At 70.8% G+C, this 26,466-nt stretch carries 1 protein-coding gene (cut by a window edge); it reads right to left on the bottom strand.

What is annotated here, in order from left to right; all coding sequences use genetic code 11:
* A protein-coding gene (locus tag ACIRVK_RS31985; RefSeq protein WP_404253264.1) for a hypothetical protein crosses the window boundary here: on the bottom strand, window positions 1–26,466 show its 5' portion. 16,956 nt of this gene lie to the left of the window's left edge; only the first 26,466 of its 43,422 coding nucleotides appear in the window; the start codon lies at window positions 26,464–26,466; its stop codon lies off the left edge, out of view.

The raw sequence follows: 26,466 nt of genomic DNA, 5'->3' as shown, positions 1-26,466 counted from the left end.
CCTTTCCCGCGCGTACTGCGGCACGACCCGCTCAAGCGCGCCCATCACGTCCTTGAACGGCGGCGGGTTGGAGTAGTCCAGAAGGCGCCGGCGCTCGGCGTCCGCGTCGAAGCTTGCCAGCGACGGCCGGTTGTACAGCGCTTTCTGGAAAGCGTCCGTCATACCGCCGGGCGCGTTCATGGACTTCTCGACGATGCGGCTGAGCGCCTTCTGAGCGTGGTCGAGCACGAGCGGGTCGTCCGCCAGCATGCGGGCGGCCTCAAGCCCGTACGACTCCGAACGGCTCCGGTAGAACCGCTGAGTGAAGAAGCGCGGGAACCGCGGCGGGTGCACAGCGGGGAACGCCGTGGCGGACGATCCGGCGCCGGTTGCCGCGGTCTGCCAGGCCGTACCGGGCGCCGACGCGGCGGTCTGGACGCCAGCTGCTCCCGCCGGGGCCGTCGAGGGGCCGGCATCCGCTTGCGTGGCCGGCGCTTGCGTGGCCGGGGCTTGCGTGGCCGGGGCTTGCGTGGCCGAGGCCTGGGTGATCAGCACGTCACTGTGCGGCTCGTGGGCGCGCGGCGTGTCGTACTGCAGCGCAGCGGTGACAGGGCCAGAAGCGCTCCGCGACCGCGGGCCGCCGGAAGACTGCAGCACAGCGCCGTGCGGTTGACCAGCGACCGGGTCGCGGCTCGTGGGAACCTGTGACGGCAGAAGCGAATGCAGTTCGGCCATACTGCCCGCCCGGCCCAGCGCCGTGGCGCGGGCGAGCAGGGTCAGGAGGGCACGTACCTGCTCCTGCCCGACCGGGGCCGTCGGTCCGAGGCGCAGCGCCTGGCGGGCCAAGGCACGGAGAGCGGGCTGACTGCCGCCGGTCAGACGCGTGGCCGTCTCCACCGCGGTGAGCAGCGAGCGGTAGGCCGGACTGCTGGTGATGCGCGGGCCGAACAGGGACGTCACCGCGCCCGCCATGCGCGCCGCCGCCGCGGACTCGGCTCCCGGCACGGACAGCCTGCTCTGGTTGCGGGGGACCAGGGGCGGTCCGTGCAGCTGCAGCGCGGTCCCGACCGCGTCGGCGGCCGAGCTCAGGAGCGCCGGCAGTGCCTGCGCGAGCTCCGGCTCCGGTAGGCCGGTCGCCGCATGATGGCGCGTGATCAAGGAGCGCAGGTGAGCCCAGGTGAGCGGCTGCCCGTCACCGTTGCCCGACCGCCACCGCTCCAGCCCCCAGAAGCCCTGCAGCAGCGCCTCGAACCGCGCGGTGTCGTCCTTCCGGGGAGGCCCGTAGATCAGGCGGATGGCCCGCACCCAGCGCAGCACGTCCGCGGCGCGGCCCCGGTCGCCCGTCACCTGTTCCGCCAGTCGGCCGAGTTCTGCGGTCGACGGCTCCGGTTTGAACCCGGCCCACCAGTCGCCTTCGGCAAGTTGGAACCGCGCGTCGAGGCCGAGCTCCGGGTCGGAGGCGGCCAGCACGGGCTCCTCTCCGCTGCCGGTCGTCCACACCGGCCGGTTCCAGCTGTTGGACAGCAACTGGCCGGCGATCGGCTGGTCCAGAGGGTCGTGCGGCGGCTTGCCCGCCACATCGGCGCCCATGACGACGACCGAGGTGTCCCGGGGCAGTGCGGTCAGCACGGGGTCGGTGGCGAAGAGGAAGTCGACGAGCCGGGCGTAGTCGAAGGCCTTGCCGGTGTCGTCCCGCATGGTGAGTTCGGCGGTCCTGCCGTCACCGCGGACACTGACGATGTACGCCTCGCCGAACGGCAACGGCTGCGGGGCGCTCTCCGTCACCACTTCGGCGCTGCCGGGGTCGTCCGCTCGCGGCGCCCGTCGCACCTGGGTGAACGCCTTGGCCGAGGGCAGCAGGCTGTAGGTGTCCTCCCGGTCGTCCCAGGACGGGCGGGAGGACACGCCCACGATCTTCGCGTCCGGTCCCGGGTGTTGCGCTATGCGGAACTCGCCCAATTCTACTCGCTCGCCGTCCGCTGCCCTGATATGCGCGGTCCAGTGTTCTTGGGCGTAGGCACTCGGCGGATCCTGGGCGAGCAGGGTGAGGGCACCACGAGCCGCCTCGATGGCCGGCAGGGGCAGCTCGCGCTCGTCGCCGGGGAGGTCGGCGAGACGAGCGGATGCCTGGTTGACGAGTTCGCGCAGGCGCTCGTGTGTGGCGGGGTCCAGCGGCATTCCCACCGCGAACATCCCCACTGCGGCCGCGAGTTCGCTGCCCTCCTTGAAGCTGACCAACTGCCCGATGTGGGGCATCCCGTGCACCGCCATCGTCATGAACGGCGCGAGGCCCCGTACAGCCGGGTGGTTCAGGATGCGCGACATGGACTCACGCAGCACCTCCTCGGGGAGCGGAGCGAGGAAGGTCAGCGCTTTCTGGTAGGCACTTCGGCTCAGCTCCGTCCAGTGGGCGACGGTCTGCCGTATCTCCCAAGGGCTGAGGTAACGCTGACTGATCGCCCAGTACCGCAGCTCGGACAGCAGAAGCGGTACCTGGAGGAGGCCGCCGGCGGTGTCCAGTTCGAGGTGGTCCTCCATGCCGACGGTCTGCGACTGGCTGATGATCTTCCCCGTGGATGTGCGCCCGGTGAGCACGGCCGTCAGGTGCTCCACGGCGGAGGGAGCATCGCCGACTTCGACAGTGAGCATGCCGGGGTCGAGCGCCGGCGGTTTCTCGTTGAACTGCCTGCTGGTTTCCATGCTCTCCAGCAAGCGGGTGACGACGATCGCGCTGATCCGGTCGTGCTGCTCGTCGAGGAATCGCCGGGTGCGGGGCCGCAACGCCGGCAGGCTGCGGTCGGACGGGTGACGGGACGCCACCGGCAGCCAGTTCTTGATCATCGCTACGGGCAGCATCGCGGCGTTGGGCCTTGCCGCGACGTGGTTGAAGCCGTCCCAGATGTATCCCCAGACCTCGTCGACCTCCGGAATGGCGGCCAGGAACGGCAGGGAGTTCTGCGGCACGTGGGGCACGCCGAGGACGTCGCGCACGAACTCCGCAGCGATCGCCTGCCCGACTGCTTCGCTCTTGAGGTAAAGGTTCCCGACATGCGGAAGGGGAGTCATCCGCCCCGCGGCAGCGTTCAACCGCATTCTCAGTCCGAGGGCGGGGACGCCCGCAGTGGGCTGGGTGTACGCGCGGTGGTTGGGGCCCTCGACGCTCGGCAGGATGGTGGCCTTCTGCCCGAACTCGGTGAGCTGCCAGCCTTTCGGCAGGAGGTCGGCCAGCGACGCCTGGGCTCTGCGCTCCGAAGTGATGCCGAGCGCTGACCGGCCCTCTTCGAGGTGGGTCAGCACCTCCTCCGGCGACGGCCGTTCCTCCTCGGGGAGCACACCCATCGGGGCGAGGACGAACTCGGCGATGTAGTGGACCTCACCTTCCGGCTCCTCGCCGTTCGCTCCCAAGGCCTCCTCCCAGTTCCGATGGAGCGCGCCGGTGTCCGGGTGCCGCCAGAAGCGACGGCGGTCGGTGACGATGTCGACGCCGGTGCGCTTCGCCAGCGGCACCTTGTGAGGCAGTTCGGGTCCTGGGAGCGTTCCGGGCTCGAACTCGACCACGTGGCGATCCTCGACCTCCAGCCCGACGGCATTGCGGTACCAGGCGTCGGGGATGGCGGGCTGCCCGGCCGGTACGGGGTCGGACACGGGTGTCTGGGAGACGGGGGTACGGCCCTCGGGGAGGGCGGAGACGAAGCCCGTCGGGCTGCCGTCGGGCCGTTCGTGGGTGTGGATCCGGGCCGGTTCACCGTCCGTCGCCGGGGTGAGGGACACGTCGGCCTCGGGAAGGTGCACGCCCAGCCCCGTGGCCTGGCGGATCCGCTGCGCCACCGCCGTCAGCGTCTCCCGGTCGGCATCGGGGGAGCACGACGTCAGCAGGATGTCCGTCGCGTCCGCCGGCACCTCGGACGCGATCAGCGCCGACAACCCGTCCGGGCCGAGAACGACGGTCCCGTCATCCGCGGTCGTACCCCTGAACCGCCCACCGGGCTCGCCGTGGGACCCCCACACCACCACCTTCGCATCGGCCGCCACCGGCAGCCGGCGCTGCGTACTCACCAGCCGGCCGTCACCGTCGCGCCACCACTGCGTGTACTCCCGCAGCCCCGCGGCATCCCGGTACGCGTCCCGGCGCAGGGCCGCGTCCTCGCGGGTGAACGACGTCAGCCCGGAAAGCCGCCCCTCGCGATCCCGGATCTTCTCCACCACCACCTGGGAGCCCAGCGACGGCGACGCCTCGATGCCCCCGTTGCGGAACCGGGGATCGGGGTAGGCCGGTGCGGGGCCGGTTAGCGGTCCGACGGCGGACGGGTCGGCGGCCTGGGACCGCACGGGCGCGGCGAGGGCATTGAACGCCTGCTCCTCCGGGCCGGCCCCGGACGCGTCCGGGCCGGAGTCGATCTCCATGGGGTCCCCGGAGGAGGCCGGCTGCGACGACGTGTCCGACGACGCGCCCGAGTCGATCTCCATGGGATCCGCCCGCTGCCCGTATTCGGCCAGTATGGACTCATAGGGCTCACCGTTGGCGTCGTACATCACCCCGCGCGCGGTGATGTGCACATCGGTGCGCCAGGGGAACATCACCTGCCGCGCGCCCGGATCCTTCGCGCCGAACGACACGTCCCGGGCCGGCGAGCCCTCGATTCGCACCAGGACCCGGTGCTGCCCGGGCGCGGGATCAGGGAGGCCGCCGTACACGGCGTTCCTGTCCAGTCCACCCTGGTGGAACTGCGGGATCACCAACGCGTGCAGCGTGCCAGGCAGGTGGTCCCCGAGTTCCCCGGGAGCCAGGTAGCTGATGTACACCGGCGCCCCGACAGCCGGCCGCTCCGCCAGCGCCTCCGCCAGAATCCCCACGGTTTCGCCGAGAGTTTGGCGTACCCCCGCCGCGAAGGGCTGGACCATGCGCATCATCTCCGCCCCGATCTCCCCGTACCTCTCGTCGGCGAGATCGGTGCCCGCGGCCTCCGTGGCCAACTGGTGGAACCGCGGGTTCTGCGAAAGCAGGTGGGGAAATTCCCGCGAGCCGCTCCTCATGGCCTCGTCGATGGTCTCCCCGATCGCGTCGGCCACGGGGTCCCGGCCCGCTGTCGCTGCGCCGCTCTCCGCTTCGAGCTGCGCGCGCAGCAGCCGGTGGTCCGGATCGTGGGTCGCGACGTAGAGGGCGGTGAGATGCGCGGGCAGCAGGCCGTCCAGCGGCGAGCCGGAGTGGCGGGCGGACCAGTCACGCAAGGCCGCATGCCGGGCCGCCCAACTTCCCCCGCCCAGATACTCCTTGTCGCCGTCGGAGAGGTCGGGCAGGTGGCCGACGTTCTCCAGCTGCCGGACCGCCTCCCTGAGTCCCTCGGGCACTTCGACTCCGCCCGCCATCTGCGATGTCAGCCCGGGGAAGTACAGCTGGTGGTGCGGCGGCTGCCAGCTGACGTCATCGCCGGCGATCAGGCCCTCGATGTCGGAGTCGGCAAAGGGTGACAGCTCGGAGCGCACCCACGCGTACAGGTCCACCGCGTCGCCGAGCAGCGCGTCCTTGAGCCGGTCGACGTTGATTCCCTGGCCGTCCTTGGCCAAGGGGGCCTCGGTGTACTCGCCCAAGACCTCGGCGAGGGTATGGGTGCCCTGGGACAGCCGGTACGCGATGAGTGCCTTCAGGAACGGGCGATGCCCGCCGGAGAACTCGATGGCCTCGTAGGCGTCGAAGAACGGCTTCATGCTCCGGAAGGGGCCCGTGCGCAGCAGCAGGCCGCGCACCGTGCGCAGTTCGTCCCGGGTGGTGTGGTCACGGGCGAGAGTGAAAATCTGGTCTCCGTGGACTCGGCGGGCGGCCCTGCTGATCGCCTCCATCAGCTCCGAGACCGACGGAACGGTGCCGGGGATCTTCACCTGGTATTTTCCGGAGGCCGTCAACGCGTCGGCGAACCGCTTCGCGAAGTTCTCGGCATCCGTATCCTCGTCGAACGCCTCCCCGATGGCCTTCTCGTGCTCCCGCGCCACCTGTTCCCATTCCAGCGTCCCGTAGCGGCTGCGGTACCGGGTCCCCTGGCCGGCCAGCGGAAGGTGGGCGGCCTGTTCGTCGGGGCTGGTGCCGGGCCGGGGCTGGAAGACCAGCCATGCGGGCCGGGGCCCGCCTTCCTCTTTGGTGAGGTAGATCTCCGCCTGCGGATCCGGGTCGTTGACGGTGTGCGCGGCGTTGGTCACGGTCGATCCGACGGTTTCGATACCCCCGGAATGCTCGTCGACGACATCCTGGGCCACCGATGGCAGGCCGTCGGGGCCATATGCGCCGTAGCAGGTGAACACCAGCTGCCGTGTGCCAGGGCCGAGGCCGAGCCGCCGTACCAGCTCGGCGCTGCGGCGGCCGATCACCGTGCCGGTGACGCGTTTGTTGCCTTCGGGGGTTGTCACAGAGACGGTCCCGGCCAGGCCGTGCGAGGTCCAGATCGTGAATGCCGGCCGGTCACCGGGCTGCCGCAGACCGGTGGTCAGCGGCAGCGGGAGCGGCTTCCGCTGGCTGAAGTGCGGTGGTTCATAGAGGGTCCCAGGCCGCATGTGGAGCAGGCGGGGGTAGTCATCGGACCGGATGATCCAGTCGGGTCCGGTGAAACTGGCCTCCCCGAACAGGATCCCGCCGGGCGTCCTCACCTCCCGGGTGATGATCGGTTCCTGCCACCGCCGGGCGACGGGCAGCACGACCTCCTCGAGAGAGACGAGGGCGTACTCCAGGCCGGTTGCCAGGTCCCGCACGATATCGCGGTCCTTGACCTTGAACGTCGAGGCGCGAGGATAGACGACCTGGTCGTCGGGGAACCGGGCGATCGGCGCGTATGCATGGGCCTGACGCGGCTTTTCGACCTTGTAGACCACCAGATGGTCCGAGGTGTGCCGGGGCGCCTCCGCCAAGGCGTTCCTCAGGAGGGCGTCTCTGCTCGACTTCCCCGGGGAAAGCGGCGGCCGCCTGACCGTGCGCCCGTCGGCCGCGTACGCGTGCGGTCCCTGCACTGAGCCCATTTCCCACTCGTGCCACTGCACCGGGCCTTCGGCCTCCGGCATGACCGTTGCCGCCCTGGCGGCCATCTCCGCATGCTGGGCGAGCTCTCTCACCAGATCGTCGGTCGCCAGGGCGTCGGCCACCTCGTGCAGCCTCGCCGCCGACCGCTGCTCGGGGTGGTCGATCAGCTCTCGCACCGCCGGCTCCCGCAGCATCACCAGCGGCAGCTCCGCAGGATCCGCCCCCTGGTCCAGGCCCGTCAGCCGGGAAAGTACCTCCTTGCGGAGCCGGTCCCGCCCCGGTGCTCCTCCCGCGGTGATGCCACTGTCCATGAGCTTGGCGTCATCTCCGCCCAGCAGGAACAGCGCCACCAGGTGGGCGGTCCGGGTTGTCGGGTGGGCGCGGCGGTACCTGCGCATCCACCGCCGGAAGGCGTCCCGGCGCGGGAACCAGGCGTCGGCTCCCTGGCGGGTGACGGAACCGCCGACGACGCCGTCCTGCATCTCATTTCTGAGGTCTTCCAGGCTGGGGCCACCGGTGAGCTGTGCACCGACCAGGTGCCAGGCCCACTCGACGTATGCGACATGGTGCGGCAGTCTCGTGACAGCAGCCATGAGCACTGCGTCGCCGGCGAGCGGTCCCGTGTGGAGCTGCTGTGCAGGGTCGAAGAGGAAGGGCACGAGGCCGTACAGCTGGGATGCGTCGGCTTCTACGGAGGATGCTGTCCGCAGGTCCGGCTCCAGCAGCTGCGAGCCGTCCTTCTCCGCCACCCCGGCCCGCTGAGCCGCGCCGAGGAGCTCCGCCAGGGTGGGGGCGGGGTCCTGGGACAGCATCCAGCCCAGTACCGCGTTGCGGAAGGCAAGCGGGTTCCCCTCGGGTACGTTCAGGTCCTGGTAGACCCGCATCAGCAACTCGGCCTCGCGGATCCGCTCCGCCTTCTCGGCCGCGCGCTCGTCGACGAGCGGATGGCCCAGTGCGGTCAGCCTGGCGGCCAGGGCCCGGTCCGCCGGAGCCGGCGCGGGCAGTTGCCTGTTCCGCGCGTGGACCGCCGCTCCTCGTGCGAACGCTTCCATCACCGCACTCAGCGTCGGTGGACTCTGAGTGGACATCAGTTTCAGGTACTCCCAGTGGGCGCCGAAGGCCGTCAGCTGAACGGACGGGAAGAACAGGCGGTAGTCGGCGGGGACCATGACCAGGCGGGAACGAAGCGTTGCGAGAGCCTGCTGGGCGGCCACGCGCCACCTTCTGGACGCGGCCATCACACGGCCGATCCCATGCTCGAAGTCGAGTCCCGTCTTCAGCCACTTGGACCGGTTCCTGAAATACAGGTCGGGGAATCGCACCATGGGATCCGAAAGGTGAGGTGCCGACACCTGCGACGGTCCCGCCTGCTGGAGCGCCATGTGCCCTGGGGCCTGAAGGGCCGGGGCGGCAGGCGCGTTGGTGAGCCAGGGATCAGGTACGTCTCCGACCGGTTCGGGACCGGTGTCCCGGCGCCGGTCGGCAGGGGACTCCTGGGGCAGCACGTCCGGCATCCGTGACGTCACGCCGGAGGACAGCTGAGCGGGCGCCTGTGATGTGGTGGCGACCGCAGAGGACATCTGCGCAGGGTGCTCGTGGGCGGGACTCCGGGTGAGCGCGTTGCTTCCCGGCAGCGGTGCGACCTGGGTCTCCGCGGCTTCGGCGACGGACTTCACCGCCTCCAGCGCGCTCCGCCGGTCCACCGACGGCAGCTCCACGGCCCGCAGCAGCTCATAGGTGTTGCCCTCGCTGTCCGTGCGGGTCTCGCGCGATGTCACTGCCAGCTCGGTCGCGTCGGCGTACCGGACCTGACTCCGGCTGGGGTCGTGCGCGAGTGCCGTGACGTCACGGGCCGTGGAGCCGGCCACTTCGACGACGACCCGGAGAGCCGGGGGCTGAACCGTTCCCAGCTCCCTCAGTGCCTCCGCCTCGTCCAGCCTGACCTGCTGGAACTGTGAAACGTTCAGCCTTCCAAGGGCTGAGCCCGCCCCCTCGGCCGGCAACGTGAAGGCGAGATACACCGAGCGGTTGACCGGCGGCCGTTTCGCCAGTCCCTCCGCCGCCAGCCCCAGGTGGGCGGGAATCTGGTAACGCAGGAAGTGGGCCAGCAGAGGAACCTTGTCCAGCAACTTCTGGTGGGCGTCGTTGAACTCGTCGCTGTCCGGAGCGGAATGCACGATCCGTTCGATCTCGCTGTGCAGAGCCGGATGCCGCAGCAGCAGTGTCAGGGGCATACCCTGACCGTGCCGTGTCCCGTCCACCGCCCGGTCGATCTCCGCCCGCACCACCGGCGCGAGCATCGCAGTGCCCTGGGCGAACGGGAGCTGGTCGGCACCCGATTCCAGGAACATGCGGCTGTCGTCGTGGCTGAGCAGGTACAACGCGATGATGTGCGCGGGGTCGAGGCGGTCCAGCGATCCGTCGTTCCAGTCGCGGGCCGCGGCGTACCGGTTCGCCCAGCCGTCCGCGCCCAGCTGCGACCCCTCACCCACCGGGATCGGCGGCACGTCCTCGGATGCCGAGAGCATCCGCACGGCCCGCATCAGTCCCTGCGGCACCTGGACGCCGTCCGGGGCCGCCGCGAGGTAGGCCATGCCTTCGGTGTGCATCCGCCAGTGCGGCGGACGCAGGCGATCCGCGAGATCACCCGCTGGCAGCCCGTCACGCGGCGCGAACATCGTGTCGACCAGGCCGTACAGATGCGGACCGTTGCCGGCCAGCGCCGCGGTGAGCGCCGCCCGGTTCGCGCTCATCCCGGACCGCTGCAGATCGAACAACAGCAGGAAGAGGGGATGCCGCCTGGTCAGCCCCCAGCCGAACACCGCCCGCACGAACGCGGGGAAGCGCTCAGCAGGCAGGTCCAGATCCCGGTACAGCCAGTACAGCGGCAGCGTGCTCGGCATGTCGACCGCATGCAACTGGATTCCACGCTCCATGGCGAGTTGTGCCCGCGCCGCCGGGTCGATGCCCTTCGCGATTGCGGCACCCGGATAACTGGTGTGTGCGGCGGCGCGTGCGATGTCGGTCAACTCGTCCAGGGACACCCCGGGCCGGTGGGCGTCGACCGGCACCCCGTACCGGCCGGTGTCCGCGATCGCCTTCACGACCTCGCGCATGAGGCTGAGCGCGGCCTGATCCTGGGACAGCCGCTCGGCAAGCGCCGCATCGTAGATGTTCGTGGCGGCGAACCACTCGGGGCCACCCATCGGGTAGCGCGCTGCCTGACCGGCGAAGTACGACTCGGTCGAGGGCACCGGCGCGCCCGCACGGGGCTGGGTCCGCGGCTGGACCTTCACGAACTCAAGGCCGGGTGCCGCGCCCCAACCTGGCATGAGGAACACATGGTCCGAAGCAACGGGGTAGTTGGCGACGGTGGTGTTTCCCGCGAAGGAGGCGCGCTGCGGCGGATGCTCGTCGACCGCTTGCTGCGCCACCGACGGCAGGCCGGGGCGCCTGCTGCCAACCGAACACTGCCACTGCAGCAGGGGCGTGCCGTCGGCTACCCCCGCCTCGGCCAGCCGCCGGGCGAACTCTGCCCCGCTCTGCGTGCCGCTCAGGAGCTTGGGACCGAACCGCCCGAGGACGGCGACGGAGTGGGGCGAGCCGTGCGCGGCACTGATGACAAACCATGGTTTGCCGGTCTGCGGTTCGATTCCGGACGGCAGTGGCCAGGGCCGCGACGGGCCGACCGTCGTCCTCTTCTGGCTGTCCCAGAGCTTGTGGTGCGTCACTTCAGCGAAGCGCGAGAAGGGAGCCCCGCGGTCGAGCATGTCGCGAGCGGTGTAGCTCGAGTGGCCGAACAGCACCCCGTGAGGCGTGCGGATGTCCCGGACCAGGACCTCGTTGTCCCAGGCGATCTTGGACGTCGGCCGCGGCACCTCGGTGAGGAAGATGTGCTCGTACCACAGGCCGCTCCTCCCGTCCCTGCCGTAGGTGCGTCCCAGGGTCCGCAGTCTCGTCGTCTGGGGAGACTGCACCGTGCGCTTCCCCGGCGTCAGCGACCAGACCGACGTCTCACGGAACGACAGCGGCCGCAAGACTTCGAGCACTACCCCGTGCCGGGTCCCCGGTTGGCCCCGCCTGAGCTGCTCACTGAGGTCCTTCAGCGCTGCGGCACGGTCGGATGCCCCGGGGCGGAACGCGCTGAGCTGCATCTCCTTGCCGTCGCCCGGGTACATGCTCGTCCCTCCGAACAGCGGTCCCGGCGCAGTCCGGACGTACAGCGCCGAGCGGCCGTCCGCAGGCTTCGCCGGCAACGTGTCCAGCGCCTCTTCGGCCATCGACGCATGGCCGCGCACCTCGGCCAGCAACAGCTCGTCCGCGTTCTGCGCGAACGCGGCGACCGCCGCCCTCACCTCCGCTGCCGGGGCGGACCGGCCGATCACGGCCCGGACAGCGGGGTCGCGCAGCATCAGCAGCGGCCAGGTCGACCTGTCCTCAGGATCCGCTTCCGCGCCCGCCGTACGGATGAGCTCCCGCAGCCGCTCCAGCGCCCGCGGCCCTTCCCTGCGCACTCCAGGATCGAAGAGCCGCGCGTCGGGACCGGACACCAGCGTCAGCGCCATGGAGTGCCCGGGCGAGAGCTGTCGCAGTGCCTCCAGGGTGGCCGGGTTGCGCAGCAAGTCGCGCAGCGCCTCCCGGCGCTCCCGCCACAGACTCGCCGCCGGCTCGGTCAGCCCCACGACCTGGCTCAGACCGTGCCCCAGGACGACGCCGGGATCGAACCACCCTCCGGGCCCGGTGACCTCCGCGCTCAGCAGCGGCACAGTCTGCTCTGCGTACAGCAACACATGCGGTGGCTTCAGTGCGTCGCGCAGCGCCGGGTCGCCCGCCAGGCTGCCGTGCTGCAGCCGTCCCCGAGGATCGAGATCGCCGTGCATCCACCCGTGCACCCGGGACATGTCCGTCAGCCACGGGTCGGGCTCCACCTGCCTGTCCCACAACCCCACCCGGTGCGAGACGTCCAGGAACCACTCCCACGGCAACGCGTCCGGACGCGACAGGAACCATCCCGCCACCGCGTCCCGGAACATGAACGCGTCACCGGAGTCCCGCCCGAGATGCCGGTGGACGCGGAGCATCAACTCGATGTCCCATGCCTGCTGAAGCTGAGGAGGTGTCAGTTCACGTGATCCCCGGTAACCGCGTCTCCGCATCTCGCCGTCCCACGCGGCGCTGAGCGGCCGGATGCCGACTGTGGCGGGCACCTGTGCCGCCCACGCGAAGTGCGGTGCCACCCGGTGAAACGAGCTGATCAGTTCCTCGAACGGCGGCGGGTTGGCGGAATCGAGCAGGCGCATTTCTGCGGCGACGGCATCGAAACCGGTCAGTGAGGACCGGTTGTGCAGCAGTCGAAGGATGGTGGGCGTCAGTCCGCCGGGCACGCTCCGGAACTTCCGCACGACGTTCCTGAGCGCCATCTGAAGGTGCTCGCGGACCAGCGGATCTGCCGCCAGCGTCCGGGCCACCGCCTGCCCGTAGCGTGCCGAGCGTTCCAGGTAGGCCGTCCGCAGGGGCCCGGTGAAGAAGCCGGGGAACCGCGGCTCGTGCACGGCCGGGAAGGCACCCGGAGCCGCCCCGCCGACGGACGTCACGCTCTGCGGGGCTCCTGCGCCGCCCTGCTGCACGGTGCTCGGCGGCGGTGGCGGCGCGACCACAACCGGACTCTGGACCGGCACGGGCCCGGCGCTCGCCTGGGGGTGCAGCGTGTTCGTGTGGACAGCGGAAGGATGGACGACCTCGGCTTCCGTACGGCGGGAGCCGGCCGCGGGCATCGCGGTGGCCGGCGCCTGTTGTGCACTCGCGGCCGGGCCGTCGGAGTCGGCCCTGTAGTTCAGGTTGGGGACCCACTCGCGCAGCGCGTTCTCCCCTACGCCCGGGACGATCACCCAGGCACCCTTGATGAAGCGGGGTGCGACGCCGCCCGCGAAGAGAACCTCGTCCCGGCTGGTGTCCTGGTGCATGCCGCCAAGCGTCGCCGCGACGTCGATGCCGCCCGGCGCGTCGATCTCCCAGACATATCCCTTGCGTAGACGCCGGGCAGCCGCTGCCCTCAAAGCCGCCGCCCGCGAGCCGAAGGCGCTCACGAAGCCGAAACCGGCACGCCCTTCCTCCCCCGCCTGGGCGTAGGCGACGATGTCCAGGTTCTCACCATCGGGTAAAAGGCCGTCGGCGAGGACCTCTTCGGGGCGGCCGGCAGCCACCACGAAGAACCGTCGTCCCGGGGACAGAACCGGCGGCGGGACGATGGCAGCCGCCTCCGTGGGAACGACAGCGTTCGGCATCGGCCCCTGTGCAATCTCCGCGACACGAGTGGCGGAGGACCCGGCATCGTCACCCGCGGGCTTCGATGCGGCTGCCGAACGTGCGGTCGCCTCCTCCGGGTCCTCGTCGACCGACATGACGTCCTCGTCGTCGGGTATCGCCACGGCGGGCCGAGCGTCGGGGTCGAGCAGCGCAAGAACGGACTCGGCCTCCCGGACGATGGCGAGCACCCGCGGACGGTCCTGGTCGCTGAGGGCACCGGGGTTCGGCGGCTCCACCCGCGCGGCGTCCCCCACGTCCTGCACCAGTGTCCGCAGCCGCTCGTACAAGGCGCGTTCCACTGGCGTTCCCCGCACGACGAACTCGCCGAGCCTCTCCGCGATGGACTGCGCCTCGAAGGCGGTCAGCGGTGTCTGGACGCCGCCGGACATCGGCATGCGCTGCTTGCTCGCTCTATCCAGTAAGGGGGCGAAGGCACGTACCACGCGATGCTGTGTGATCCGCCGGACGACCTCTCGTAGCTGTTCGTCGGACAGCGGTTCCGGGAACTGCAGGGACCGTTCGTAGGCGGCTCGTGCCACGGCCGCCAGCTCCTCGGCGGCCTGCTGAATCTCCTCGTCGCTCATGAGCTGCCCGCTGAAGCCGAAGTGCCGAAGCTCCAGCAGTACCAGGCGCCTCGCCAGCTGCCCCTGGCCGTCGTCCAGCACCGGGTAGCCGAACATCTCCGTGGACAGGGCATGGATCATCTGCGCGACAGCCGCCTCAAGAGGTATCTGGCGCAACGGTGATGAGGGCGGGAGTTGCTGGACCGTGTTCCTGGCCTCGGCGTATATCGGGTGATCGGAGGGCGGCAACCCGCGCAGCACGAGGGACAGGTACTCGGCGTCGACGGGCGCGCCTTCCCTCCCCCCGTGCCGCCGGTAGAACGCGATCAGGTTCTTCAACATGGTGTCGAAGAGGGCCTGGACGGCGTCGCGTTTCCGGTCGAGGAACTCCAGCGTCCTCGGCCGCAGGTCCTCCCTGATCCCCGGATGGTCGACCAGGCCGGCGAACTGCGTCCTGGACGCCGATGCCAACATGTTCTTGAGCAGCGGCGGGTCCCGGAACGTCTCATTAACCGGGTACGTCTCCCTTACCGGTCGGGCACCGACATGGGTGAAGAAGAGCCAGCCGTATCCCCACACCTCGTCGATGTCCGGAATCATCGACAGGAACGGAATCTGGCTCCCGATCACTCTCTCGCCGGTGTAGTAGCGTACGAACAGTGCGGCGATCTGCTGTCCGAAGTCCCGTCCCAAGGTGACGAACGGACGGAGGGACCCCATGATGAGCCGCCGGAAAGCGACCTCCTGAACCATCCTGAGGCCGTCGTCCGGAGTGCCCAGCGTGGGCTGCACGTAGCTCGGGTAGTCCGCACCAGCGGCACTGGGCTGGACGGTGAACCAACGCCCCGGATCTTCGACCTTCCACCCTTTCAGGCGCCCCAGAAGCTCCTCCAGGGTTTTCGGGCTACCCGCCACATCGGTCTCGCGCAGCGCCCTGCGGCCCTCCGCAAGTGCCGCCAATCCGGCACCCAGGCTCTGACGCGGCTCACCCGGATGCAACGCCATGGGATCGACCACGAACTCCGCGATGGGAAAAGTCATCGTCTCAGGCACTGGCTGGCCCGGGCCCGCCGCCTCTCCGTACCCCGGATACCAAAGGCCGTCGCCACGCAGATGGAAGGCCGACGTGTCCAGGACCACCTTGATACCCGGCCCCTTGGCCAGGACCGTGCTTCTTGGGATGTCGGGCGCTCCGAACGCCGGCTCCAGAATGTGATGGTCCTCGACCTCCAGACCAATGGCGTTCTGGTACTCCTCGCCAGGAACAGCCCCGGCAGGCACCCACTCACCGGGCGGCAGTACCGCCGCCCCGGTCGCCGGCTCCGGAACCGGCAACGGCTGCTGCGGCCGGAGCTCCCGCCAGTCGGTAGGTCGCCCCTGGTCGTCGTCGAGCAGGATCAACTCCGCCGGACGGCCCTGCGCAGGCGGAAGCAGAGCAACCCGGCCACCCGGAACGAAAACACGCATCCCGGTCTCGTCCCTCACACCCTGCGCCTCGACCGGATCACAGGCGAGCAGCACCAGGATGTCGGTCCTGGGCAACTCCGCGAAACTCTTGCGCCGGTTCAGCATGCCACCGGTCGTCTTGCCGTCCACCCGACGGATCGCACCACCTGGCTCCGCCAGCCCGAACCCCCCGGCAACAGCATGCGAACCCCAAAAGTGCACCCTCGGCGCGGCAGCACCAACACCGAGAGGCGAGAGCCACGGCAACGGCAGCTGTCTACTGACCCGCTGCCCCGTCTCCGGATCGACAGCCAGCTGCGTGAACGTCGTCAGCTCACCCAGATACGGATAGGCCGCACCACGCACCGCCCACTCCGCCTCCGGGAAAGAAGCCCGAATCCACGCATCTCCAACACGGCTGGCGACCCGATGGACCAACGGATCAACAAGCGAGCCCTGGCCGTCCGCCGGGTCCTGCCGGTCCTGGTCGACCACGGCCTCCGGGGGCTGACGGACCGCAGGCGGGGGCGGCAGAGCGGCCGCGTCGGCCGACTGCGTGCTCGGTGACTCGGCGCCGCGAACCACCGCGACCAGGCGGAAGGGCCCCTGGTGACGGATCACCAGCGGCACGCCGCCGACATCGGTCACCTGGCGATGCCCGTCCCACTGGATCTCCGGCTGATGGATCCCGACCTGCAGCGGGACGTACCCCGGGGTGTCGCGGTTGCTTTCGTTGATCGCCTCGATGTGCGCCGCCAGCTCGTCCGACTGACTGCCACCCGGCTGCTCGTTGTCCGTCAGCACCCACGCCCTGCTGTGGGGCCCCATGACGTGCTCCAGGAGCTGCGCCAGACCGTTCGGCCCCTCACCCATCGCCCAGGGCCCCGGATGCGGAACCACCAGGTCGGTGTACGGCACATGCTGCCCGAACCTGGCAACCGAGCCCGAGATCAGCGACAGCTGCCCCGCGCTCTTGGCCGGTGCCATCCACCGGGGGAGCATCGGCAGCATCGCCGGGTCGTACGCACTGAGGTTGCGCCGCAGCCGCAGCGCGTTCGTCAGGAACTCGACGTCTTCATGCCCGGCACCCCCGTCCACCGCCGCGACGACCGTGTTACGCGTCTGCTCCAGCGCGTCGCGCAGACCGCTGAAGTCCTCCACCGAACGCAGTCGCTGCTGCTGACCCGGGTGCAACCCCTGATACCAGGACGAGGCCAGGATGTCCGGCCACTCCAGAACCCCGGTGGCTTCGCCTTGGTCGTCGTACTCGACCAGACTCGGCAGTTCCTCCCCGGCCTCCTCCGCAGACGGCGGCGCCACCACGGTCTGGCTCCCGGGACCTGCGTCCTGGCCCGCAACGTCCTGACCGGCAGCATGTTGCTCGACGACCGGAGGAACGGGCTCATGAGGCTGCGGACGGTAGGTGTTCTCCACGTCGTCCCAGAACGCCCGCTGGACCTCGTACATCTCGTTCTCAGCCGCGGTGCGCCGAACCGGATTGAACGTTTCCGGCTCCGCGTGGCGCGAGGGCGGGCCGTAGAGCTTGCGCAGCAGCGGCAGCAGCGGCTTCTCGTGCTTGACCACATACCGCCATCCGTTGTTGCGCGGCAGTTTGGTATACAAGTCCAGGCCGCCGTTCGCGCCGAGGTACGCCGTGCTGAGCTGCGCGAAGTACTCCAACGCGTTTTGGGAGGAGTAGTTGGTCGGGCCACCGGCCACCGCCCGCAGCGGCCCGTCCGGCCACTGCACCGGAGGGCGGCCCTTCTTCGGCGGGGCCAACTTGCTCCGGTAGACGCGGTCGATGAGCCGCTTCTGCTCCTCGGTGAGTCCATGCAGATGGATGGTGTGCGCGAACTCGTGGGGAGTCGTTCCGTATCCGTCCGCATAGAGGTGAGCGCCAGGAGCTTCTGAAGTCTCGCCCAGAAGGTTCTCCTCGGTGACCGCAGTCCATAGGCTGCCGGCTCCGCGGATCTCGTCCCACTTGCGAGCGTCCGTCTCGGAGACCTTCTGCCCCGACAGATGTTCGAACTTCTCCAGAGAGGTCAGCGGCTGGTTCCTGGGCACCACCACCACTCGCGTGCCGCCCCGGAGCAGCCTTGCCGCCACATCCGGATCACGCAGCATCCGCGCGATCGTCGTCTGCGCCTCGTTGCGAGCCGACACCGGCTGATCCACGTCGGCCGGGACCCGCACCATCAGATGTGCGGCCACCGAAGCGAACTCCAGAGCGGGAAGCTGGCGGCGCAGGGTCTCGACCACGTCCGGATCCGACGCGAGGTGCTCGCGATCGGCCTCCGGAAGCACCGCCAGTTCCCGGTGTCGCGCGTCGGCCGACAGCCCCAGCAGGTGCGCGGCAAGGCCGGCGGTGTTGCTCGCCGCTGCGCTCGTCGGTGGGTGTGCCGTCCCCTGCTGAACCGTTTCCTGCTGGTTGACCGCCGTGTCGTGCGAAAGCGGCGGCAGCGTCATGCCGACGGTGTCCGTCGGATCGGCCTGCAAGGCTGTGGACAACAGCTCCGTGTCACCACGGTGTGCCAGGACCCCGTCGCTTGGTTCCTGCGGAATGCTGGAGGACACCGGTTCGGTGGCCTCGTCGGCGCCGAAGACCACCAGATCATCGGTCTCGTCGCCGACGGAGAACACCGACTCAGCGGTCTCGCCGCCGGAGGTCCGTGCGGTGCCCGAGCGCTCCGCGCTCGCGACCGCGTGGTCCGCCCAGGAACCCGGCAGTGGCCGCGGTGCGAAGTGGTGCTGGTAACCGTCGACGAAGTCGGTGGCGAACTGGTCGCGGATCTCCTCCAGCGTGGCGCCGTCGACGCCCCGGTCGCGGCTGAGCGCTTCGAAGGACCTGTCCGCGCCCCTCAGCGCCTCCGCGACGCCGGATTCGAAGGTGAAGTGGGACGCGAGGTTGCCGGCCTCGCGTGTCATCTGCCAGTCCCACCCCGGCACACGGCTCGAAAGATCCGCGGGCGTGGTGGCCTCCGCGCCGAAGACCGTGTCGAAGGCGGACAGCATCCGCTCGTCCCACCCCGCCTTCGCCCGTGCGACGTCGGCCTCGGACAACTCGAGGTCCGGATTGGCCTCCCGCCACGCCGCGAGTTGCTCCGCGAAGGCGGTCTGCGCGGTCGCCGTCGCGGCGTTGCGGGCCTGGTGGCGAAGCAGCACGGTGTGGATGCGGCTCTGGTCCGTGAGCGCGCGGTACGTGTCCCTCCAATCCCGCAACAGCTCCGCGTGGGGGCCGGTGCCGCTGAAGATCTGTTCGAAGTGGTCGTTGACCGCCTCCGCGACGCTGGTCTGCAGGCCGCGCAGCAGGGGGCTGGGCACCGGGCCGGACTCGACGCCGAACCTCTGCCTGAACGTGTCGCTCTGGGCGGGCGGCTCGGCCGCCCAGGAGTCCACGGCTGCCTCAGTGGCGTTCAGCGCGCCCCGTATCGCGCTCTCACGGGCCGCCTGAGCGGCGAGCTGCGCCGGCAGGTCCGCGACCACCTGCTCGAACCGCGAGCGCCACCGGCTCAGTGATCCGGCCACGTCGTCCGGCAGGTGCTCGGCGGTGTCCACGGGTCCGAAAACGTCGGTGAAGGCCGCGTGCAGCGCCGCGCGGGCCCGGCCCAGCACGGCGGCCCGGCCAGGGGCGGAGACCTGGGTACCGGCCGCGCCCTTGGCCGGCCCGACCGCCTGGTGGGCATCGCCGGTCTGGTGGCCATCGGTGGCTTCGGGGTCGAGGGCCGCCAGCAGCGCCCGGCTGTCCTCGTCGAGGTGCTGGTGGAAGGAGTCGGCGAGCCTGTCGAACTCCGCCGTCAGTCGCGCCTGCTCCGACTCGTATCCGGCGCGCAGTTCGAACCGGTCCGGCAGCGTGCCGGCCATCTCGCCCAGCCGTTGCTCCGCCTGCCGCACCTGGGCGGCCAGGTCGCCGCGTGCACCTGAGCCGAGCGGGAAGACGTCGTTGACGGCGCGGTCCAACTGCTCCTCGAAGGACGCCCGCACATGGTCACCGACCGCGGCGGCGATCTCCGGGGTCACCTCGTACGGGAGGGACGCTGCGGGACCGGTCAGCCGCTGGAGCCAGGCCCGCAGGCTCCGCTCGAACTCGGCGCGGCCCCGGGCCAGCGCGGTCTGCCGCACGGCCTCCTCGTCGAAGGCGTCCCGCGGCTCCTGCTGGGGGGCGCCCTCGTCGCCGGGGTCGGTCATGTGCCCGTGTCCCCGGTGCTCCCAGACCCGCTCCCGGACCTGGTCGAGCTCGGACCCCCGCAGCCCGTGGTCGCCGTCGGCGGCCCACGCGTCGAAGGCGTCGTCGAACTCCTGCCGTTGCGCGGCGTGCTGCTCCCCCTCGGCCGCCGCCGCTGCGGCCTGGTCCAGCCACTGCCCGTACTCGGTGTGCCGCCGTTCCTGCTCGCCGCGCCAGCCTTCGGCGCGCCAGTCGTCCGCCGGAATGTGGGAGGGCGCCGGAACGAACGCCCCATCCGTCGCGGTGGCGGCCTCGCGCGCCTGGAGGTAGCTCTGCCACGCCGCGTCGATCTGCCGCCCGGCCCAGTCAGCCGTCCACAGCGGCGACGACGTGATCCTGTCGTGCAGTTGCCCGGTCCGCAGGCCCTGCTGCGCCAGGAGTGCGTCGAAGTCCTGACTGACAGTGTCCCTGGACTGGGCGATCCGCTGGAGGGCGGCCGCACGCTGGTCGAACTCCCGCTGGACATCGGGCAGAGCGGCCGGGCCCTCTACGGTGAGCCGACGCATCAGCGGTTCGGTGATCGCGGCCTTCTGGCGGTCGTACCAGGACGACACCCGCGGGCCCCACGCGCTGTTCGGCCCCTGAGTCTGCGTGTGCCGGTCGAACAGCTGCGTGGCTCGGACGGTCTGCTCGGCACGGCCCTTGAGCCACTCGGCTGTCTGGCGAGTCTGCTCATCAAGCCGCTGCTGCTCGGCCGCCGCGTCGGCGGAGGCGGTCGCCGCGGCACGGTCGGCGACGTACTGCTTCTGGAGTTCCGCCAGTTGCCGCCGGTACCACGACCGCGTCAGAGGATCCCAGTGCGGGGGTTCCTGACTCTGGTCCGTCCGGCCCTCCGAGCCGGTACCGGTCCGGGTACCAAGGGCCTGGGCGAAGGACCGCTCCTCGTTCCATGCGTCGATGGCCGCACGGCGGTACTCCTGCCGGAACCGCTCGAGGATGTCGGGCGAGGCCTGGACGTCCGGGACCGGGGCGACGGACTGCGGACCGGCGCTGTCCATCACCGCGTGGTGGAAGCCGTCCACGAGCTGGGTGAACCGGGTGGAACTCGTGAACTCCGACGGCAGCAGGAGGGGGTTGTAGGAGGTGCGGATCTCCTCGTCGAACAGGGCGCGGGTGCGTTGGCGCAGGGCCGCCTGGTCGTTCAGCTGTCCCAGACGCTGACCGAGCTGCTGGTCCAGTTGCTCGTGCGACTGCGGCTCCCCGCCCCCGGCCGGGTTCCCCTCCCGGGCGTCGGCGTACCACTCACGGATGGGCCCGACCTGGTCAGACGCCCACAGACCGGGGAAGGCGCCGCGCCGGGTTTCGAAGTCCGCGTAGGCCTGGGCACGCGCCGAGATCCTCTCGTTGACCTCGGCGAGATGGGGCAGGGCAGCGGCATCGGCCGCGGGGTGGTCCCGTTCCTCCTGCTGCGGGCGTGGGGTGTCCGCTACCGGCGGCGCGCTCGTTTCCCGGGCACCGGCATCCTGCGGCACCGGCGAACCGAGCAGGGCGTCGACGCTCTGCGGACCCTCACCGTGCACGGCGTCCTCGGGCAGCGGGAAGCCGGCGATGTGCGGCTGCTCGGGAAGGGGTTCACGGGGCGAGTCGAAAGCGCCGGACGCCATGTACTCATGGACCCGCTCCGGGGGCATGCCCAGACTGTTCAGAACACCGGTGGCCCGCTGTTGGTCGAAGTATGACAAAGCCCCCTGGACGATGGCCTGCCGCACCTTCCACTGCGGCCATTCCGGCCGGTCCTGGTTCCGCACGGCTTCGTCGGCGCGCTGCTGGGCGCTCTTGAGCGCGTCCGAGGCCCGCTGGTAGTCCTGCCATGCCGCGATGCGCTGCTCCGCGGTACCGGACGTCCCCGCCCGTGCCACCGCCTCTTCCTGTTGCGAGGTGAGCCGTACCTGGTCGGCGTCGGCGTGGGCGCCCGCTGCCCCCGCCTCGGTGGTGCGGGGCTCCGGTTCGGCGTGGCCCGCCGTCTGGTTCTGCGACGGGGCGGAGGTGGGCTGCTCCCGCGAGGCGGGCTCGTGCAGGGCCTGTTCCACGGGTTCGTGGAGGGCCTGTTCCTCGGTGCGGTCGGCGGATCGACTGATGACGGGCGCGTTCCGGGACGGGGCCGGCCGCTGGACCGTCGCCTGTGCGAGCTGCCCACCGCCGGGGTGATCCTGGCCGGTCCCGGGCGCCGATCGCGATTCCGCTCCAGGCCGGGGTCCGGGCTCGGGTCCCACCTGCGCATGGTCCTCGGGCCCTGGTCCGGTCTCGGTCCTGCTCTCGGGTGCCGATTCCGGTCCCGATCCCGGCCGGGTTCCGGGCTCGGGCGAGTGCGGCCCTGCCACCGGGGGCTCGGACGACGGAAGGGAGTTCAGGGTGTTCCCGAACGTGTCCCCGTGGTCCTTCTCGTGGTGCGACCACGCGTCGATGTTGTGCTCGTGCGGCGCGAAGATCTTGTCGTAGGTGCGGACGGTCTCGTTGCGGAAGTCGTCCTTGACGACCGCGTCGGCCGGTGCGAGCCTCGCCCCCTTCGGGGCGTCCGATCCCGCTTTTCCACCGAGCGGATGGAACGCCTTGGCGGCGCGCTCGAGATTGTCCCGCAGGGCGAGTTCGTGGTCGATCCTCGCCTCGATCTGGGCATCGAGCAGGGCGCGGTTGTCGTCGTAGGAGCGGGCGGGCCGGTTCCCGTCGCCGTCCCACCGGGGCTGAACGTGAGATCGGCTGTCAGGGCTGTTGGAGTGGTCGTACCAGTGCTCGTCCACCGCCTTCTCGTTGGCGTGGGTCAGCTCCTTGGTCAGGCGGTCCCGGGCCTCCTGGCCGACGGGTCGGAAAGAGCCCTCCTCGTACCGGTCGAAAGCGTCCTTCAGCTGCCGATGCAGATCGGCGTTCTTGAACTGCCGGAACTCGGCGTGCCCGATCCGGCTGTCCAGGGTCTCGAAGACCCGGTCGAGGTGCTGCTGCCAGGTGTGTTCGAAGTCCTTCCTGGCCCGCTCCGCCCGCGTGCCCGAGTCGGCCGCGTTGCGGCCCCGTTGGTAGGCCGTGTGGAGGTCGTCCTGGAACTCCCCGCGGAGCCTTGCAAGATTGTCCTCGTCCAGGGCCCCCCGCCCGTCGGACCGGTCCTCGTGGTCATCGGGGAAGAGGTGGTCGTCCAGTCGCCGCGTGGCGTGCTCGACCTCCCTGGAGGAGTCGGCGAGCAGGGCGATCCGCTGCGGCAGGTGCTCGCGCAGTGCCGTGATCTGCCGGTCGATCGAGCCCAGCCGCGCCACCGGGTCGTCGGGGAACTCCCTGTGCGCCTTGTCGACGATCGAGCGGACCTGCGCGAAGGTGTCGGCGCGCAGATGGGACAGGGACGTCGGTACGTAACCGGCCTCGCCGGGACGCGGCTTGCCGTTGTCGGTGTCGTAGGTCGCTTCCCTGTGGTGGTCGGTCTCGTAGTCCTCCCGGCGGGGCAGACCCTCCGCCTCGCGCAGATACCGCCCGCCGAACACGTCGCCCTCGCGCGCCTGGTCGACCGCCTTGCTGAAGTCTTTGTCTATGTTCTCCAGTTCGCGGTGACGTGACGAGGCGTTGGCGAAGAAGCGGTCGGCGTTCGCCATGTGCTTCTCGTAGGCGGCGGCCCACTTCGCCGCGTCTAGAGGGCCGGAACCCTTCGCCTGCCAGTGTTGCTTGAAGTCGTCGAGGACGGCGCGGTGGAAATCGGCTTGTGCCTGCGGGTGGTCCTTGGGCAGGTACCGGCCGCCGAAGAGGTCCTTCTGCGCGAAGTTCGCGTAGCCGTGGCTCAGGGCCTCGTCGGGCCTGCCCAGGTCCCGCTGGAGGCGGAAGAACTTGTCCGTACGGGCGTCGCGGTTGCTGCGGTAGGCGTCCCACTGGTCGGCCCGCGCGACGAAGAGGGGGTCGGGGCCCGCAGTGGTGAACAGGTGATCCGTCGGCCCGTCCTTCCCGGGCGGGGGGTTGTGGTTCTCGTGCGCGGGATTGGCCCCGGTCTCGTGCGGGGACGTTCCGTGCCCGGAGGACGGCGTGCGGACGTCGTCTCCCCCATGGCCGACGACACCACTCCCTGTGCCCCTGTCCTCCTGCCCCGCGCGCCGCACTGCTTCGGCAGACGGGGACTGGGCCTCGCCGGCCTTCGCCGCAGCGGACGTGTCACCCCGTTCGGGCAACTCGCCCAGGTGACGGGTCGCCTGGGTCCCGTCGTTGGCGTCGGTCGCGGCCTCGATCCGCTGGGTCGGCTCCTGGTGGGTGGCCTGGGGCGTCCCCGTCGGCCGCGCCACCTGGTTCAGCGCACCACCGGGCTGCTCCACCGAACGGGAGGGAACCTGCGTCCCGCCTGGATCGGAAACGTCTTCGGACCGCCCGGCCCCGAGCCCCGACTGCGGCCGCCCCCCGGGCCCCGGCCCGGCCTCCGGCGGCCGGCCGGCCGTCACCGTACCGGCGGTGGGCGCCGTCCCCTCGGCCGAGCGCGGCGGAACAGGTACCTCGCCCCGCGGCGCGGGTTCCGGGGCGGCAGCGACAGGAGACTGCTCAGTGACGACGGGCCGTCCGCCGTGCTCATGATCCTCCGTCACGCGCGGCGACGGCGTGTCGCTCTGAGCCGTGGCGCGGGGCACCGGCTGGGCGCCGGGATCGCCGCCGGACTCACTGTGCGCAGCCGGGGGCCGCGCCGCACCGGTCGTGGGGGCAGCGGTCGTGTGGGCACCTGCCGTGGGGGCACCGGATGTCCCAGGTGCCGGGACGACGCCGGACTCCGGGGCGCCCTCCGGCCCCCGGCCCCCCGGGCCCCCGAGCGCCTGCGGCTCCGTGTGCGGCTGCCCGCTCACCACTTCGGTACGCGGCACCTCAGGCAACGACTGCCCACCGCCACGAGCACCCTCCTCAACCACCGGCGGCTGCTCGTGTCCCGCTCCACCAGCAGAAGCAGCACCCTCCTCAACCACCGGCGGCTGCTCATGCCTCACCCCACCACCAGGCACCCCGGCAGGAGAACTCTCCCCGACCGCCGACGGCTGATGTCCCACCCCACTACCAGGCACCTCGCCACGCGGCACCCCGGGCAGATTCGGCACGGCGGCAGAACCGCCTTCCGGCCCGACAGGGGCGGAAGCGCCCTCGGTAGCCGGGCGGACCGGCACAGGCGGCTCGGCGCCCCCCGTCGGCGCCGCCGACGCCGCAACTGGCGTCTCCTGCGGGTGCTGCTGAGCACCATCGACGTGATGGACGGCCGGCTCCTGCACGGCTGGAGTCTCGTGGAACACATCCGAGGGACCCGACGGCCCCCCGGTCAAAGTGGTTTCGAACCCCGGCAGCCCCTTGCTCTCAGGGGCCGGTGGCGGCGGCAGCGTGACATGCTCGCCCGGGACCCCGGTGTCCGGCGCCGCCGGACCGGACGACTCCGTGCTCCGAAGCCAGTTCTCGACCGGGCCGCTCTCCAGCCGGGGCACCCGGCTGAGCGCACCCGAGGTCAACGCCGGCGGCTCGGAGACACCGGAAGTGCCGGTCCCCTGCCCGCCGTCGCGCACGGCCCTGCCCCCGGGACCGTCCTGCGACAGCCCACGACCCGCACCCTGCTCAACCACCGTACGGGTCGTGGGCGGGGGCGCGTCCGCCGCGTCGATCGACGAGATCCCACCGTCCGAGAGCGCCCCGTTCGGCACATCCGACATATCCGACACACTCGGCGCCCGGCGCTCCCCGTCCCCGGCCGCCACACCGACCGAGGAGTGGTCGCTCCCACCGCCCTGCTCCGGCCCGGCAGAGCTGTTCCCGCCGCGAGGGACGCTCGAGTATTCACTGCCGGTGCTGCTGTCCGGCGGCGTGCTCGCCCCTTCTGTCCGGACGGACGGCGGTTCGGCTCCGCCGTACCCGTCCTCGGAGGGGGCCGCCGTACCCTCCGAGGGCGCATCTTGTCCGCTGCCCGCGCGGAACGCTCCACCGGCCCCGTCCTGCCCCTGCGTCGGCAGGCCGCCACCGCTCTCCAGTGAGAACCCGCCCTCCTGATAGGCGGGCTGCACGCCGCCGGTGCCCGGCCCCGACTCCTCCAACCGAACGTCCGGGGACCCGTTGTCTCCCCCGCCCTGCGAAGCGCCCAGTCCCCGGGAGGCCCCGTCGCCGAGACCCGCAAGCCCCGGCCCCCCCGACAGGTCCGGCACCTTGTCGATGGCCTCCCCGCCCGCCCCGTCCCGGCCCTTGCTCCCACGCAGCGCCGGAATATGACCGATCGCACCGCCCAGCGCACCCGCCAGGAAGCCCAACCCCGGATCCCCGTCCAGCCCGAACGCCGAGTCGGACGCCGCCGTGCCCGCCGCGCCACCGGCACCACCGGTGACCATCTTGCCCAGCAAGGAGTCCAGGAGCTTCGGAGCCACCGCACCCCCGATTCCGAAGAACGCCCCCGTGATCGCCCCATTGATCGCCCCCGAACCCCAGGCGATCTCGCTGTTCTTCAGATCCCAGTGATGACGACGCCCCTCGGCGAACTGGATCAACTGGGTGACAGCATCCATCACCGCGGCCGCCGCCGTGTTGATCGCCACCGCCGCCAGCAACCGCCGCAGAATCATCCCCACGGCGGCCCGCCCCGCGGCAACGATCCCCGGCACCGCCTCCGGCGCCCACCACGCCAGAAACGCGATCTCCGCCGCCATCCACGCCAGCGTCATCAACGTCATGATCTTGGCGTACTGCACCTGCAACGCCGTCTGGTCACACATGTCGGCAAGCTGGTCGGCAGCCTTCGCCACGGCCGGCAAGTTGTTCGCCAACTTGCTCAGATAGGCCTCGAACGCCTCAGCGGTAGGCCCGGTGATCCCCGCCTTCACCTCGTCCATCACGGGACCGAGGTCACCGGCGACCCCCCGCACCTGCGCGGCGAAGTCACGGTGAGCCTGCGCCAGAGCCCACAGCTTGTCCTCGTCGGCCTTCGGCCAGTCCCCACCCGCGAGCTTGGCCACCCACTGCAGACCAGACGGCAACAT

It is taken from the genome of Streptomyces sp. NPDC101152 (assembly GCF_044768275.1).
Lineage (GTDB): Bacteria > Actinomycetota > Actinomycetes > Streptomycetales > Streptomycetaceae > Streptomyces.
Note: the sequence above shows the minus strand (reverse complement) of the source record. Positions and strands in the feature narration are given on the sequence as shown.